The sequence below is a fragment of the Bradyrhizobium sp. BR14999 genome, assembly GCF_056106085.1.
Genome location: NZ_CM148536.1, coordinates 787,608 through 801,970, shown reverse-complemented (window position 1 = coordinate 801,970; position 14,363 = coordinate 787,608). Strand labels below are relative to the sequence as shown.

Sequence of the window (14,363 nt, the reverse complement as noted above, 5' to 3'; positions counted from 1 at the left end):
TGCGCACCTGAGAATCTATCGCGCCACCGACTCTGCGGATGAATGGATTCCGGGCTCGCGCTACGCGCGCCCCGGAATGACGGGCGAGGGTCACGCCGCCGGCTGCACCGCCTTATCGCCGGCCATCACATGGGTCAGCGCGCTCTTGATGGCGGCCTGCCGCGTCGGCGCGTTGATCTGCGCGCCCAGCAGATCGGTGACGTAGAACACGTCGCGCGCGCGTTCGCCGAAGGTCGCGACATGGGCCGAGGCGATGTTGAGGTTGAGCTTCGAGATCGCGGTGGTCAGCTCGTAGAGCAGGCCGGGGCGATCGAGGCCGGAGACCTCGATCACCGTGTAGCGGTCCGACCATTGGTTGTTGATGGTCACTTCCGGCTCGATCACGAAGGGCTTCGCCTTGCTGCGCACGGTGCGCCGCGCCACAACCTCCGGCAGGCGCAGCTTGCCTTCCAGCACGTCCTCGATCATCTCGCCGATGCGCGTGGCGCGCCTTCCCTCGTCCTCGTCGCGGTCATATTCCCGGGAGATCGAGATCGTGTCGAGCGCGCGGCCGTCGGTCGTGGTGTAGATCTGGGCGTCGACGATGTTGGCACCGGCCGAGGCGCAGGCGCCGGCGATGATCGAGAGCAGCCAGGGGTGGTCGGCCGCGAAGATCGTGAGCTCGGTGACGCCGCGCACCTCGTCGAAGCCGACATTGATCGCGAGCTTGTGGCCGGCCTGCTCGCTGGAGCGGACGAAGCGGGCATGGCGGATCTTGCGCGGCAGCTCGACCTTGAGCCAATAGGCCGGATAGTGCCGGCCGATATAGGCATCGAGCTCGTCCTCCGGCCATTCGGCGAAGGCCATGCGGAATTCGGCGTACGCGGCGGCGAGGCGCTTGCCGCGATCGACTTCCGAAAAGCCGCCGGTGAGCACCGGCTCGGTCTCGTAATAGAGCGAGCGCAGCAGCTGCGCCTTCCAGCCGTTCCACACGCCGGGGCCGACGCCGCGGATGTCGGCGGTGGTAAGGATCGTCAGGAGCTTCATCTGCTCGACCGACTGCACCACGGCGGCGAAGTTCTCGATCGTTTTACGATCCGAAAGGTCGCGCGACTGCGCGACCGTCGACATCGTCAGATGCTCCTCGATCAGCCATGCGACCAGCTCGGTATCGGCCGGGCTGAAGCCGAGCCGTGGGCACAGCCGCCGCGCCACCTTGGCGCCGGCGATGGAGTGATCCTCCGGCCGGCCCTTGGCGACGTCGTGCAGTAGCGTCGCGATGTAGATCACCGCGCGGTGCTCGGGTCTCGTCTTGCGCATGAGGTCGCTGGCGAGCGCGAACTCCTCGATGCCGCCGCGCTCGATGTCCTGGAGGAAGCCGATGCAGCGGATCAGATGCTCGTCGACGGTGTAGTGATGATACATGTTGAACTGCATCATCGAGACGATCTTGCCGAAGGCGCGGATGAATTGCCCGAGCACGCCGGTCTCGTTCATCCGCCGCAGCACGGTCTCGGCGTCGTTGGAGGTCAGGATCTCCATGAACAGCCGGTTGGCCTCGGGATTCTCGCGAAGCTGCCCGTTGATCAGGCCGAGCGAGCGCGTCACGTCGCGCATCGCATCGGGATGAAAGGCGAGGTTGTTCTTCTGCGCCAGGCGGAAGATGCGGATCAAATTGACCGGATCGTGCTTGAAGACGTCGGGCGCGGCGATGTTGATGCGGTTGTTGTCGACGATGAAGTCGTCGCTATCGGGCACGCGCCGCTTCACGGTGCTGGGCCGCAGCCGCGCCATCATTCGGCTCAGCACCGGCGCCGGCTTGGCCTGCTGGTCCTCGAGCTTGGCGCAGAGGATGGCGGTGAGGTTTCCGACTTCCTTGGCGACCAGGAAGTAATGCTTCATGAAGCGCTCGACGTCCTGCATGCCGGGATGCGAGGTGTAGCCGAGCCGGACTGCGATCTCGCGCTGCAGATCGAAGGAGAGGCGTTCTTCGGCGCGATTGCAGTAGAAATGCAGATTGCAGCGCACCGACCAGAGGAAATCGGCGCAGCGGCGGAAGCTGCGATATTCCTGCGCGTCGAACACGCCGCGCTCGACCAGCTCGTCGGTGTCGCGGACGCGGTAGACATACTTTGCGATCCAGAACAGCGTGTGCAGGTCGCGCAGGGCGCCCTTGCCGTCCTTGACGTTGGGCTCGACCAGATAGCGCGACTGGCCGCCGCGGCGATGCCGCTCCTCGCGCTCGGCGAGTTTTGCGGTGACGAATTCGGACGCGGTGCCCTGCACCACCTCCTTGTCGAAGCGCTCGACCAATTCGTCATAGAGCGGCTTGTCGCCGGTCAGGAAGCGCGTCTCCAGGATGGCGGTGCGGATCGTCATGTCGCCGCGCGCCTGGCGGATCGATTCGTCGACCGAGCGGGTGGCGTGGCCGACCTTCAGCCCCATGTCCCAGAGGCAGTAGAGGATGGCTTCGGCGACCTGCTCGCCCCAGGCGGTCTGCTTGTAGGGCAGGATGAACAAGAGATCGATGTCGGATTCCGGCGCCATCAGGCCGCGGCCATAGCCGCCGGTCGCCACCACCGCCATGCGCTCGGCGCCGCTCGGGATCGGCGAGCGATAGAGATGCCGTGTTGCCGCTGAATAGAGGATGCGGATGATCTCGTCCTGCACATGGCACAGCCGCTCGGCGCAGCGCCTTCCGTGACGGTCCTTCAAAAGGATCGCCTGTGCCGCGGCGCGCGAGGCGATCAGCTCGGCCTTGAGCAATTGCGCCATGGCCGTGCGGAACGTGTCCTCGCGGCCCTCGTGCTTTTCGGCGAGCGCATCGACCGCGGCGGTGATCCGCGCGGTGTCGAAGCGGTCATCCGTCTCTGGCTTCTGCTCAATCGCGACGCTGTCCATGTCTCACCGGATATAAGAGGCGGCAGGCGCTGTCACCCGCCATTCTCTGGCAATAGCCGTTCCATGCTGGAAAGCTGCGGCTTTGGGCAAATCCCTTCTCGGACCGCGCGCTTGCAAGGGACGGATTTTCTCGTTGACCTCTAGCCATAACTCCTTGAAAAACAATGAAGTTTTGGAGGAGCTGGGCATGACCAGGATTACACGACGCATTCTGTTGGTGGGAGCCGTCGCGCTCGCAATGACCCCTGCGGCACGGGCGGCGGATCCGCTCAAGGAGATCCGCATCGACTGGGCGACCTACAATCCGGTTTCGATGGTCCTGAAGCAGAAGGGCCTGCTGGAGAAAGAGTTCGCCAAGGACGGCATCACCATCACCTGGGTGCAGTCGGCCGGCTCCAACAAGGCGCTCGAATTCCTCAACGCCGGCTCGATCGATTTCGGCTCGACCGCGGGCTCGGCGGCGCTGGTCGCCCGCATCAACGGCAACCCGATCAAATCGATCTACGTTTATTCGCGTCCCGAATGGACGGCGCTGGTGACATCAAAGGATTCCAAGATCGCTGGCGTTGCTGACCTCAAGGGCAAGCGCGTTGCGGTGACTCGCGGCACCGATCCGCACATCTTCTTGGTGCGCGCCCTGCTTGGCGCGGGTCTCACCGAAAAGGACATCACGCCGGTGCTGCTCCAGCATGCCGACGGCAAGACCGCGCTGATCCGCGGCGACGTCGATGCCTGGGCCGGGCTCGATCCGATGATGGCGCAGGCCGAGGTCGAGGAGGGCGCAAAACTGTTCTATCGCAAGGCCGACGCCAACACCTGGGGCATCCTCAATGCGCGCGAGCAGTTCTTGAAGGACTATCCGGATGCGGCTCGCCGCGTGCTTGCGGTATACGAGGAGGCGCGAAAGTACTCGCTGGTGAATTACGACGAGCTGAAGAAGACCTTCATTGCCGTCACAAAACTGCCTGACGCCGTCGTCGACAAGCAGCTCAAGGAGCGCACCGAGCTGACGCACAGCCGCATCGGCGCGCCCCAGCGCGAGTCGATCCTCGCTGCCGGCCTCGCGCTCCAGCAAGCCGGCGTCGTCGATGCCAAGGTCGACGTGAAAGCGACGCTGGACGCCCTGATCGACGACCAGGTCCCGCTGCCGACGAATTGATCTTCTTACCCTCCCCCCTTGTGGGGGAGGGTGGCTTCGCGGCACGCGAAGCCGGGTGAGGGGTATCTTTCCTCACGGTCAGTGTTGCGAGTGGAGAGAACCCCTCATCCGGCGCTTCGCGCCACCTTCTCCCACAGGGGGAGAAGGGAAGACCTGGCGGAGGGCGCGGCAATAGTAGTGTTGCATTCCCCGACCAGACGCGCTTGCTAGAACCATGATCTCCGACGCGCCAGTCCTGCAACAATCCTCTGATACGGCCGACAGCGTTGCCGCGCCTTCGCGCGTCGCACGTTATGCGCGGCCGATGCTGGGGCTGTTGCTGCCGCTGACGCTGGCGCTTGGCTGGGAGCTTGTGGTCTGGCTCGGCTGGTCCAACGGACGTCTGGTGCCGCCGCCCTCGCGCGTGTTGGCCACCATCACGGAGCTCGCCCGCTCCGGCGAGCTGGTCCGCCACATCACAGCGACGCTGTGGCGGGTCGGGCTCGGTTTCGCCTTCGGCGTCGTTGCAGGCACGTTGCTCGGGGCCATTTCCGGCTATTGGTCGCTGGCGCGGCGGCTGCTCGATCCGACCGTGCAGGCGCTGCGCGCGATTCCTTCGCTCGCCTGGGTGCCGCTGTTCATTCTCTGGCTCGGCATCTTCGAGACTTCGAAGATCGCGCTGATCGCGGTCGGCGTGTTTTTCCCGGTCTATCTCGGCGTGATGGGCGCGATCCTTTCGGTCGACCGCAAGATCGTCGAGGTCGGCCGCACCTTCCGTCTCTCCGGGCCCGCCATGATCCGCCGCATCCTGTTGCCCGCGGTGCTGCCGGCCTACGTCGTCTCCTTGCGCGTCGGCCTCGGTCTGGGCTGGATGTTCGTGGTGGCGGCCGAGCTGATCGGCGCTTCCGAAGGTCTCGGCTATCTCCTGCTCGACGGCCAGCAGCTCGGCAAGCCCGCACAGATCCTCGCCGCCATCGTGATCTTCGCCATCCTCGGCAAGCTCACGGACTGGCTGATCGAGGTTGCCGCCGCGCCCTTCCTGCGCTGGCAGGACGCCTTCTCCCGCGCGAAGGGAGCTTGAGACGATGCTCGCGCTCGACCGGGTCAGCAAGACCTATCCCAACGGCGTGCAGGCGCTGGCGCGTTTCTCCGCGCAGATCCGCCAAGGCGAGATCATCGCCATCATCGGCGGCTCCGGCTGCGGCAAATCAACATTGCTGCGCGCCATCGCCGGCCTCGATCGCGCCAGCTCCGGCACGGTGACGCTCGACGATGAGGCGATCAGTTCGCCGCACGCCAAGATCGGCATCATCTTCCAGGAGCCGCGGCTTTTGCCCTGGCTCAGCGTCGCCGACAATATCGGCTTCGGCCTTGCCGATCTGCCCGCAGCCGAGCGGCGCGAGAAGGTGGCGCGCGCGCTCGAGCGCGTCGGGCTCACTGACAAGGCGCAGGCCTGGCCGCGCGAGCTCTCCGGCGGACAGGCACAGCGCGTCGCGATCGCACGCGCGCTGGTGCCGCAGCCTGAGGTGTTGCTGCTCGATGAGCCCTTCTCCGCACTCGATGCTTTCACCCGCCGCGACCTCCAGGATCATCTGCTCGACCTTTGGGCCGACACGCGGCCGACCTTGATCCTCGTCACGCATGACGTCGACGAGGCCGTGGTGCTGGCCGATCGCGTGCTGGTGATGCGGCCGCGGCCGGGCCGGCTGTTCGACCAGATCGAGATCAATCTGGGCCGGCCGCGCGACCGCAATTCGCCGCTGTTCGAGAATTTCAAGCGAAGTGTGCTGACGTCGCTCGACCGTTCGCTCGACCGCAGCGTGCCCGACCGTGACGCAACCCAGGGTCCCGGTCAGGCCATGTGGTGGTGACAATCCGCCTTCAAGCCGGTACATCGAGGAGCAATCTTTCCGGGAGAGAACGAACATGGACGCTGCCCAATTGCGCCAGATGCAGGCCCCGATCAAGGAGCGCTACAAGACCGATCCCAAGGCTGCGCTGATCACGCTGAAGGCCAAGGGCTCCACCGACAGCGACGGCATCGCCTGCAAGGTCGAGACCGGCCGCGCCATCGCGATGGCTGGCCTGCATCCCGCCACCGGCGGCTCCGGCCTCGAGCTCTGCTCCGGCGACATGTTGCTGGAAGCGCTGGTCGCCTGTGCCGGTGTCACGCTGAAATCGGTTGCGACCGCGATCGAGGTGCCGCTTAGGACCGGCAACGTCTATGCCGAGGGCGATCTCGATTTCCGCGGCACGCTCGGCGTCGACAAGGAGACCCCGGTCGGCTTCGCCGAGATCCGCCTGCGCTTCGAGGTCGACACGGATGCGCCGCAGGACAAGCTCGATCTGTTGCTGAAGCTCACCGAGCGCTATTGCGTGGTCTATCAGACCATCAAGAACGGCCCGAAGGTGTCAGTGTCGATGCAGCGGATGTGACTCTCTATACCCTCCCCTGGAGGGGGAGGGTCGATCGCGCGCAGCGCGAGCGGGGTGGGGTGATCTCTCCACTCGGGCACCGTGTCTGTTGAGAGACTGTCACCCCACCCCGTCTCATATTTCGCTGCGCTCCATATGAGCCGACCCTCCCCCTCCAGGGGAGGGTAAGAAGCCAAAAATGTCCCCCGACCTCCACTTCATCTTCTTCCTTCTCCTGCGCATGGCGATCGCCGCGGCGTTCGTCGTGACGGCGTCGATCATCACCGAACGCTCGGGACCGGTGATCGGCGCGCTGGTGGCGACGCTGCCGATCTCGGCGGGACCTTCCTATGTCTTCCTCGCGCTCGACCATGACGCCGCCTTCATCGCGCAAGGCGCGCTGTCGAGCCTTCCGGTGAACGCCGCGACGATCGTCCTTGGCCTCTGCTATGTCGTGCTGGCGCAGCGGAACAATCTGCTGGTGAGTGCCGGCAGCGCGATAGCCGTGTGGATCGTGCTGGCCTCCATCATCCGCCTGTTCGACTGGACCTTGACGGCCGGACTCGCCGTGAACCTGATTGCCTTCGGCATCTGCATTCCGCTGCTCGCCAAGTGCCGCCACGTGAAGATGCCGTTGGTCACGCGTCGCTGGTACGACATTCCGTTCCGCGCCGCGCTGGTGGCGACGCTGGTCGCGATCGTGGTTTCGACGTCGGGCTGGGTCGGCCCGCGGGTCTCCGGCGTCATCGCGCTCTACCCGATCGTCTTCACCAGCATGATGGTGATCCTACACCCGCGCATCGGCGGCCCGCCGACCGCCGCCGTGCTCGCCAATTCCGCCTGGGGCCTGCTCGGGTTCGGTATGGCGATCGCGGTGATGCATCTCGGCGCCGCAAACTTCGGCTCCGCGATCGGCCTCAGCATGGGGCTCGCCACCTGCATCGTCTGGAATCTGACGCTGTGGTGGAACGGGCGAAGGAAGCGGCTGGCGGCTGCGTGAGCTTCGTACCGTAGGGTGGGCAAAGGCGCGCATTTCGCGCGCCGTGCCCACCATCTGCCTGCGGATTCGTCGTTGCATGGTGGGCACGCTTCCGCCTTCGCTCTTCGAGCTACGGCGGACAAGTCGCTTTGTCCACCCTACGGCACTATGACTGCTTCGGCAGCTTCGCCTTCAACGCATACAGCGCATCCAGCGCCTCGCGTGGCGACATCTCGTCCGGGTGCAGCGCCTTCAGCGCATCCATCAAAAGCTCGGCTTCGCTCGGCGGCGCAGCTTCTGCCGCGGCGCGCGAGGGTACGGCGAACAGCGGCAGATCGTCGGCGAGCGCGCGGGCGGTCTGGCCGCGATCCTGGGCCTCCAGCTTCGCCAGCACCGATTTGGCCCGCGTGATCACGGCCGGCGGCAGGCCGGCGAGTTTGGCGACCTGGATGCCGTAGGAGCGGTCGGCCGAGCCCGGCAGCACCTCATGCAAAAACACGACGTTACCCTGCCACTCCTTCACCCGCACGGTGGCGTTGAACATCCGCGGCAGCTTGGCCGAGAGCGCGGTCAGCTCGTGATAATGCGTCGCGAACAGCGTGCGGCAGCGATTGCTCTCGTGCAGGTGCTCGATCGCGGCCCAGGCGATCGAGAGGCCGTCGAAGGTCGCGGTGCCGCGGCCGATCTCGTCGAGGATCACGAGTGCGCGCTCGCCGGCCTGGTTCAGGATCGCCGCGGTCTCGACCATCTCGACCATGAAGGTGGAGCGGCCGCGGGCGAGATCGTCGGCGGCGCCGACGCGCGAGAACAGGCGATCGACGATGCCGATCCGCGCCCGCGTCGCCGGCACGAAACTGCCGATCTGCGCCATCAGGGCAATCAGCGCGTTCTGGCGCAGGAAAGTCGATTTACCGGCCATGTTGGGACCGGTGAGCAGCCAGAGCTGGCCGGACTTCTGTCCAGGCGCTGGCGACAGGTCGCAGGCATTGGCGATGAACGGCTCGCCATTGCGCTTGAGCGCCTGCTCCACCACGGGATGGCGGCCGGCCTCGATGGCAAAGCCGAGCGACGTGTCGACCTCGGGCCGCACATAGTTCTCGTCGACCGCCAGCTTGGCGAGCGACGTCGCGACATCGAGCAGCGCAAAGCCGTGCGCGGCGGCGCGCAAGTCTTCACTGATCTCGAGCGCCTTGGCGGACAGTCGCTCGAAGATTTCGAGCTCGAGCCCGAGCGCGCGGTCGCCGGCATTGGCAATCTTGGCCTCGATCTCCCCGAGTTCGGAGGTCGTGAAGCGCACCTGGCCCGCCAGCGTCTGGCGATGAATGAAGGTCGCATTCAGCGGCGGCGACATCAGCTTGTCGCCGTGCTGCGCGGTCACTTCGACGAAATAGCCGAGCACGTTGTTGTGCCGGATCTTTAGGGCCTTCACGCCGGTTTGGTCGGCGTAGCGGGCCTGCATCGAGGCCACCACCAGGCGCGAGGCATCGCGCAGGTTGCGGGCTTCGTCCAGCGCAGGCTCGTAACCCTGGCGCACGAAGCCGCCATCGCGCTTGATCAGCGGCAGTTGCTCGTCGAGTGCGCTGGCAAATTCGGATGCGAGCTCGCGCGACGGCTTTTGCAGCGCCGCCATGACCGCGGCGATCTCGTGCGGTGGCTGGTCGAGTTCGGACAGCCGCGTCAGCACCTGGTCGGCTGCGATGATGCCGTCGCGGATGCCGGCGAGGTCGCGCGGCCCGCCGCGGCCGACCGAGAGACGGGCCAGCGCCCGCGACATGTCGGGCGCGCCGCGCAGGATGCTGCGGATGTCTTCGCGCGTTGCCGAATCGGCAACGAAGGTGCTGACGGCGTCGAGCCGCCGCGCGATCGCTGGCGCGTCGGTCAGCGGCGCCGCCAGACGCTGGGCCAGCAGGCGCGAGCCGGCCGAGGTCACCGTGCAGTCGATGGCGTCGAGCAGCGAGCCGCGTCGCTCGCCCGCGAGCGTGCGCGTCAATTCGAGATTGGCGCGGGTGGCGGGATCGATCGCCATGGTCGCGCCCGAGGCCTCGCGCGCTGGCGGCGACAGCGGTGGATGCTTGCCGACCTGGGTGCGGTCGACATAGGTGACGGCGGCGGCCGCAGCCGTGGCTTCCAGCCGCGTCAGCTGCGCCAGCCCGTCCATGGTCGCGACCGCGAAATAATCGCACAGCCGCTTTTCGGCGGTGGCACCGTCGAAGACGTCGCGGGTCAGCGGCGTCACCGCCGGCAGCTCGCGCAGGGTCTGTCCGAGCTCGCTGTCGTTGTAGAGCGCGTCGGTGACGATCGCCTCGTTCGGATTGATGCGCGCCAGCGTCGCGGCAAGCTCGCCGCCCGAACACTCCGTCACCATGAACTCGGCGGTGGAGATGTCGATCCAGGCAAGGCCAAACCGGTCGCCGCCGGCGGAAGAGCGGGCGCGCGCGATTGCCAGCAGGTAGTTGTTGGCACGCGCGTCGAGCAGCGTGTCCTCCGTCAGCGTGCCCGGCGTGACCAGCCGCACCACGCCGCGGCGCACCACGCTCTTGTTGCCGCGCGCTTTCGCCGCGGCGGGGTCCTCGGTCTGCTCGCACACGGCGACGCGGTGGCCGGCCGATATCAGGCGGTGCAGATAATCCTCGGAGCGCTCGACCGGCACGCCGCACATCGGGATATCCGCGCCCTGATGCTTGCCGCGCTTGGTCAAGACGATGCCGAGCGTCTTCGAGGCGATCTCGGCGTCCTCGAAGAACAGCTCGTAAAAGTCTCCCATCCGGTAGAACAGCAGCAATCCCTGATGCGCCGCCTTGATTTCAAGGTACTGTTCCATCATCGGCGTCACGCGCGCGGCGGCTTCCGCCGGCGGAGCGGGCGTGGATTCGGGCTCTGGCGCGGGAATGGGCTGTTGCATTGTCATGGGCGGCGCAACCTACAAAATTTCGCCCCTCGCTCCTATCGCTTTGGCCGGAGAGGCGAGGTTTTCCACGTTGTCCGCACGGCGGCATGCGTGGCGGACGGCAGGCCCTGCAAAACGCACGCGAAACCGTCAATTGACCTGCCGCGGGCGCCCTCCTAAAACTCCGCGGACATTGAAGAATTTGGGCCGGATCGCGGCATTCAGGGAGAACAACGATGCGTGACGTCTTTATCTGCGATGCCGTGCGGACCCCGATCGGCCGTTTCGGCGGCTCACTCGCCAAGGTGCGCGCCGATGACCTCGCCGCTACCCCGATCAAGGCGCTGATGGCCAAGCATCCCAATCTCGACTGGGCTCAGGTCGATGAAGTGTTCTTCGGCTGCGCCAATCAGGCTGGTGAGGACAATCGCAACGTCGCGCGTATGGCGCTGTTGCTGGCGGGCTTGCCGGATTCGGTCCCCGGCCAGACCCTGAACCGGCTTTGCGCCTCCGGCCTCGATGCGGTCGGCGCTGCGGGGCGCGCGATCCGCTCCGGCGAGATCGAGCTTGCGATTGCCGGCGGCGTCGAATCCATGACCCGTGCTCCCTTCGTGATGGGCAAGGCGCAGGAGGCGTTCTCGCGCTCGGCCGAGATCTTCGACACCACGATCGGCTGGCGCTTCATCAATCCGCTGCTCAAGGCGCAGTACGGCGTCGATGCGATGCCGGAGACCGGCGAGAACGTCGCCGAGGAATTCCAGGTCTCGCGCGCCGACCAGGATGCCTTCGCCATCCGCTCGCAGCAGCGCGCGGGCGCGGCGATTGCGGCCGGCTATTTTGCGGAAGAGATCACGCCGATCACCATTCCCGGCGGCAAGGCCGGTCCCATCACGGTCGACAAGGACGAGCATCCGCGGCCCGAGACGACGCTGGAGGGTCTCGCCAAGCTGAAGCCGATCGTGCGCAATCCCGGCACGGTCACTGCCGGCAACGCCTCCGGCGTCAATGACGGCGCCGCCGCAATGATCCTCGCATCCGAAGCTGCGGTGAAGAGGCACGGTCTGACGCCCCGCGCGCGCATTCTCGGCCTCGCCTCGGCCGGCGTGCCGCCGCGCATCATGGGCATTGGACCTGTGCCGGCGACTCGCAAGCTGATGGAGCGGCTCGGCAAGAAGATCAGTGATTTCGATTTGATCGAGCTGAACGAAGCCTTCGCTTCGCAAGGCATCGCCTGCATGCGTCAGCTCGGCGTGCCTGATGATGCCGACTTCGTCAATCCGCATGGTGGCGCCATCGCGCTCGGCCATCCCCTCGGCATGAGCGGCGCCCGTCTCGCGCTCACCGCCGTGCATGGCATGGAAAAGCGCGGCGGCAAGCTCGCGCTGGCCACGATGTGCGTCGGCGTCGGCCAGGGTGTCGCGGTCGCGATCGAGAAGCTGAATTGAGCTCTTTCCGTCTCTCTCCCCGTTCTTACGGGGAGAGAGGAAAACGAGTGCCTCAATAGCAATACGACACGCCATCCAGAATCGCGCACTGCCGCTTGTTCGGTGCGTTGGGATCATCCAGCGGCACGATGCCCTTGCCCTGGCCGACGAACACGCCGGGCCCGACATGCACCGAGCTCTTGTTGCCGATGATCACGCTTGGATGGGGCGTCGAGCTCGAGCGGGTGCCGTCCGGCCAGACGATGGCATCGCCCGAAAGCACCCCGCGCCGCCCGTCGTCGCAGCTCACGTCAACGCCCTGCCGGGTGCAGACCTGCGCCATCGCCGGCGCGGCGACGGCGATACCCAGGGCCGAAATCAGGCTCAGCGCAGTGATGGTCTTGCAGACGGTCATGGCATCCCCCTGGCGGTTTGGCGTCCTCACGTGAATCGTCGCCCCAAACCCGCCGCAGGTTCAGCCGGCGGGCGGATCGGGCGTCGATCGGCATCGGATATTCTCTCGTAAATACAATATGTTGCGGAAAATTCGCCCGATTTACCCGCGATCCCTTGCAAAATCGTCGGCGCCCCTTCAAGAGAGGGCGCTCCGGAGAGATGGCCGAGTGGCTTAAGGCGCACGCTTGGAAAGCGTGTGTGCGGGAAACCGTACCGTGGGTTCGAATCCCACTCTCTCCGCCATTTGCACGATTGTCTGCGCCAAACTACGATTTCGCGCGCTTGGGTTCTTTAGCCCATTGCTATGCGTCGACTGCGCCCGCCGCAGTCGGCAGTACGCCCTGTCGAGATCCTCAAGCACGATTTGGATCCAAATGAACCGCCGAGTCGTTCCAGGCCCGGCGTAGATCGGCGACCGCGTGACGCCAAGCGTCGCCGTTCCGTCCGCCGAAGCGGCGGACGTAAGCTGGATGGAAAGTGATGCGGAGCGGGTGACCTTCAAATTGGAGCTTTGCCTTGCGCGTCACACGGATCGATTGCGACTGGCCGAACAGGCGAGCCGCTGTGCTGCCAAGAGCAACGATCACGCCTGGCCTGGACCGCCGAATGTCGTTCAGCACTGCTGCGCCATAGCGATCGACTTCCTCGATTGTTGGGCTGCGATTACGTGGCTTCCGCTCTTTGGAATGCGCGATTGGCCGGAAAGGAATGGCGTTTGCCAAACGCACCTGTTGGGGATCGATCCCAGCTTCATCCAGCATCTCGCGCAACGCCCTGCCGGCCGGACCGACAAAAGGCCTGCCCTGCGCAGCTTCCTCTGCGCCGGGTGCCTCGCCAACCACGTATAGCCGCGGTCGTCGGAACAGGCCTTCAGGCGCGACACGACGGTGATCGAGATGTGTATTGGCGACGCGTGCCTTGGCCATCGGTTCCGGCGCCAAGCCTGGCAATGCAAATGCTCTGGCTCTATCAACTGCCGTCGCGCCACTGATTTCCAACCGCGCCAAGACCGGCCGCCGATTCGCCTTGGAACCGACGGTCATTGACGCGAGTTTTCGACGCGCAGGGCTCGTTGAAAAATGGGACGGCGGTACTTACGAAGCCGAGGGCGCGGCCAGCGCAGCAGAGAGCGAGCGAACCATGCGAGCAGGCTTGCGGCGAGGACGCCTGAGCTTCGTTCTCAAGGGAAGCAAGCTTCGCGGGGCATATTCGCTCGTGCGCCTGAAGAGCCCGAAGCAATGGCTGCTGATCAAGACGCATGCGAAAAAGTGACCTCAGGCCAATGCTGGCGACCCTCATCGACGCGCCATTCGATGACAAGGAATGGATCTTCGAGACGAAATGGGACGGCTTCCGGCTTGTCGCAAAAACCGGAGGCAGAAATGGCTCCCTCTACTCGCGCAATGGCAACGACGTGACCAGGCGTTATGCCCCAGTCGCCGAAGCGCTCGATATCATCAAGCGCAATGCCGTGATTGACGGCGAGCTAGTGGCGCTCGACGCGGAGGGTCGATCCCGATTCCAGCTGCTGCAGAATGCCCTGAAAGGCAAGGCGCGTCTCCGCTATTATGTGTTCGATCTGCTCTTCCTCGATGGCCGCGACCTGCGTCGCAAGCCGTTGCTTGAGCGCAAGGACCGTTTGCACGCCATCCTTACCCGGCACCCACTCGTCCACTACAGCGGACACAGAAAGCGGCATGGCAAGGCGGCGTTCAACAAAGCACGACGAGCGGGGGAGGAGGGCATTATCGCGAAGCGTGCCGCAAGTCTCTACCACTCGGGCAGGCGCACGAAAGATTGGCTCAAGATCAAGGCCGACCAGGAACAGGAAGCCATTGTCGTCGGCTTCACCGCGCCGCGCGGGAGCCGCCAGCACTTTGGCTCGCTGGTGCTTGGCGTGTACGACAAGGGCAAGCTTGTCTATGTTGGTCACAGCGGTGGGGGATTCTCCCGAGAGATGCTCGCGACGCTGCACGCGCGCATGATGAAGTTGAGAACAGACAAGAAGCCGTTTACGGACGTTCCGCACGAGGACCGGACCACGTGGATCAAGCCGCGGCTCGTGTGCCAGGTCAAGTTCACTGAATGGACCCGCGAGGGGGAGATGCGACATCCGGTGTTTCTCGGCATGCGCAGCGACAAGCCGGCGCGGCAAGTCAGACGGGAGCGCGCATGAGAACCGGG

12 protein-coding genes and 1 tRNA gene are annotated in these 14,363 nt (G+C 65.4%); 9 read left to right on the top strand and 4 right to left on the bottom strand.

From position 1 onward, the window contains the following. Window positions 1–90: 90 nt before the first annotated feature. On the bottom strand, window positions 91–2,880 hold the full coding sequence (locus ACR9YP_RS03755; protein ID WP_474219037.1) for a [protein-PII] uridylyltransferase: 2,790 nt from the start codon (window positions 2,878–2,880) through the stop codon (window positions 91–93). 187 nt (window positions 2,881–3,067) lie between these two features. On the opposite strand from ACR9YP_RS03755, the gene ACR9YP_RS03750 reads away from it, so the two are divergent. From ACR9YP_RS03750 to ACR9YP_RS03730, 5 genes are all read left to right on the top strand, one after another. Further along, window positions 3,068–4,039 (top strand): aliphatic sulfonate ABC transporter substrate-binding protein, encoded by a 972-nt coding sequence (locus ACR9YP_RS03750; protein WP_474219035.1) that lies wholly within the window; start codon window positions 3,068–3,070, stop codon window positions 4,037–4,039. 214 nt (window positions 4,040–4,253) lie between these two features. After that, window positions 4,254–5,099, top strand: a complete 846-nt coding sequence (locus ACR9YP_RS03745; RefSeq protein WP_474219034.1) for an ABC transporter permease — start codon at window positions 4,254–4,256, stop codon at window positions 5,097–5,099. 4 nt (window positions 5,100–5,103) lie between these two features. Continuing rightward, entirely contained in the window at window positions 5,104–5,889 is a 786-nt protein-coding gene (locus tag ACR9YP_RS03740) for an ABC transporter ATP-binding protein (protein ID WP_438103954.1), read from the top strand. A gap of 55 nt (window positions 5,890–5,944) precedes the next feature. Next, window positions 5,945–6,454 carry an OsmC family protein gene (locus ACR9YP_RS03735; protein WP_438103956.1) on the top strand — a complete coding sequence of 170 codons (510 nt, stop codon included), beginning with the start codon at window positions 5,945–5,947 and terminating at the stop codon, window positions 6,452–6,454. Window positions 6,455–6,632: 178 nt separating this feature from the next. After that, the gene (locus ACR9YP_RS03730; protein WP_438103958.1) at window positions 6,633–7,433 is read left to right on the top strand and encodes a hypothetical protein; all 801 of its coding nucleotides are present in this window, start codon (window positions 6,633–6,635) and stop codon (window positions 7,431–7,433) included. Window positions 7,434–7,578: 145 nt separating this feature from the next. Here ACR9YP_RS03730 and mutS read toward each other — a convergent pair whose 3' ends face one another. Next, window positions 7,579–10,320, bottom strand: coding sequence for a DNA mismatch repair protein MutS (gene mutS / locus ACR9YP_RS03725; protein WP_438103959.1), 2,742 nt, complete (start codon window positions 10,318–10,320; stop codon window positions 7,579–7,581). A 215-nt stretch (window positions 10,321–10,535) separates the two neighbouring features. Here mutS and pcaF point away from each other — a divergent pair, with 215 nt between their 5' ends. After that, window positions 10,536–11,744, top strand: a complete 1,209-nt coding sequence (pcaF, locus tag ACR9YP_RS03720; protein WP_128940398.1) for a 3-oxoadipyl-CoA thiolase — start codon at window positions 10,536–10,538, stop codon at window positions 11,742–11,744. Between the two features lie 52 nt (window positions 11,745–11,796). Here the strand turns inward: pcaF and ACR9YP_RS03715 are convergent, their stop codons facing one another. Next, window positions 11,797–12,138 carry a hypothetical protein gene (locus ACR9YP_RS03715; protein ID WP_438103961.1) on the bottom strand — a complete coding sequence of 114 codons (342 nt, stop codon included), beginning with the start codon at window positions 12,136–12,138 and terminating at the stop codon, window positions 11,797–11,799. 194 nt (window positions 12,139–12,332) lie between these two features. Between ACR9YP_RS03715 and ACR9YP_RS03710 the strand changes: the two genes are divergently transcribed. Next, window positions 12,333–12,422 (top strand) — tRNA-Ser (locus tag ACR9YP_RS03710). 110 nt (window positions 12,423–12,532) lie between these two features. On the opposite strand, the gene ACR9YP_RS03705 is transcribed toward ACR9YP_RS03710, so the two are convergent. Next, window positions 12,533–13,105 carry a uracil-DNA glycosylase gene (locus ACR9YP_RS03705; protein WP_438103963.1) on the bottom strand — a complete coding sequence of 191 codons (573 nt, stop codon included), beginning with the start codon at window positions 13,103–13,105 and terminating at the stop codon, window positions 12,533–12,535. Here ACR9YP_RS03705 and ACR9YP_RS03700 point away from each other — a divergent pair. Continuing rightward, entirely contained in the window at window positions 13,098–13,451 is a 354-nt protein-coding gene (locus tag ACR9YP_RS03700) for a DNA polymerase ligase N-terminal domain-containing protein (protein ID WP_438103964.1), read from the top strand. The two genes, ACR9YP_RS03705 and ACR9YP_RS03700, sit on opposite strands and share 8 nt — an antisense overlap. Before the next feature lie 10 nt (window positions 13,452–13,461). Continuing rightward, window positions 13,462–14,355, top strand: coding sequence for a non-homologous end-joining DNA ligase (gene ligD, locus ACR9YP_RS03695; RefSeq protein ID WP_438103966.1), 894 nt, complete (start codon window positions 13,462–13,464; stop codon window positions 14,353–14,355). Window positions 14,356–14,363 lie beyond the last annotated feature (8 nt).

Coding starts and splice junctions, on each gene's coding strand:
- ACR9YP_RS03705 (WP_438103963.1), bottom strand. CDS start 13,105: ATGGCCAAGGCACGCGTCGCCAATACACATCTCGATCACCGTCGTGTC.
- ligD (WP_438103966.1), top strand. CDS start 13,462: ATGCTGGCGACCCTCATCGACGCGCCATTCGATGACAAGGAATGGATC.
- ACR9YP_RS03750 (WP_474219035.1), top strand. CDS start 3,068: ATGACCAGGATTACACGACGCATTCTGTTGGTGGGAGCCGTCGCGCTC.
- ACR9YP_RS03740 (WP_438103954.1), top strand. CDS start 5,104: ATGCTCGCGCTCGACCGGGTCAGCAAGACCTATCCCAACGGCGTGCAG.
- ACR9YP_RS03715 (WP_438103961.1), bottom strand. CDS start 12,138: ATGACCGTCTGCAAGACCATCACTGCGCTGAGCCTGATTTCGGCCCTG.
- ACR9YP_RS03745 (WP_474219034.1), top strand. CDS start 4,254: ATGATCTCCGACGCGCCAGTCCTGCAACAATCCTCTGATACGGCCGAC.
- ACR9YP_RS03755 (WP_474219037.1), bottom strand. CDS start 2,880: ATGGACAGCGTCGCGATTGAGCAGAAGCCAGAGACGGATGACCGCTTC.
- ACR9YP_RS03730 (WP_438103958.1), top strand. CDS start 6,633: ATGTCCCCCGACCTCCACTTCATCTTCTTCCTTCTCCTGCGCATGGCG.
- pcaF (WP_128940398.1), top strand. CDS start 10,536: ATGCGTGACGTCTTTATCTGCGATGCCGTGCGGACCCCGATCGGCCGT.
- ACR9YP_RS03735 (WP_438103956.1), top strand. CDS start 5,945: ATGGACGCTGCCCAATTGCGCCAGATGCAGGCCCCGATCAAGGAGCGC.
- mutS (WP_438103959.1), bottom strand. CDS start 10,320: ATGACAATGCAACAGCCCATTCCCGCGCCAGAGCCCGAATCCACGCCC.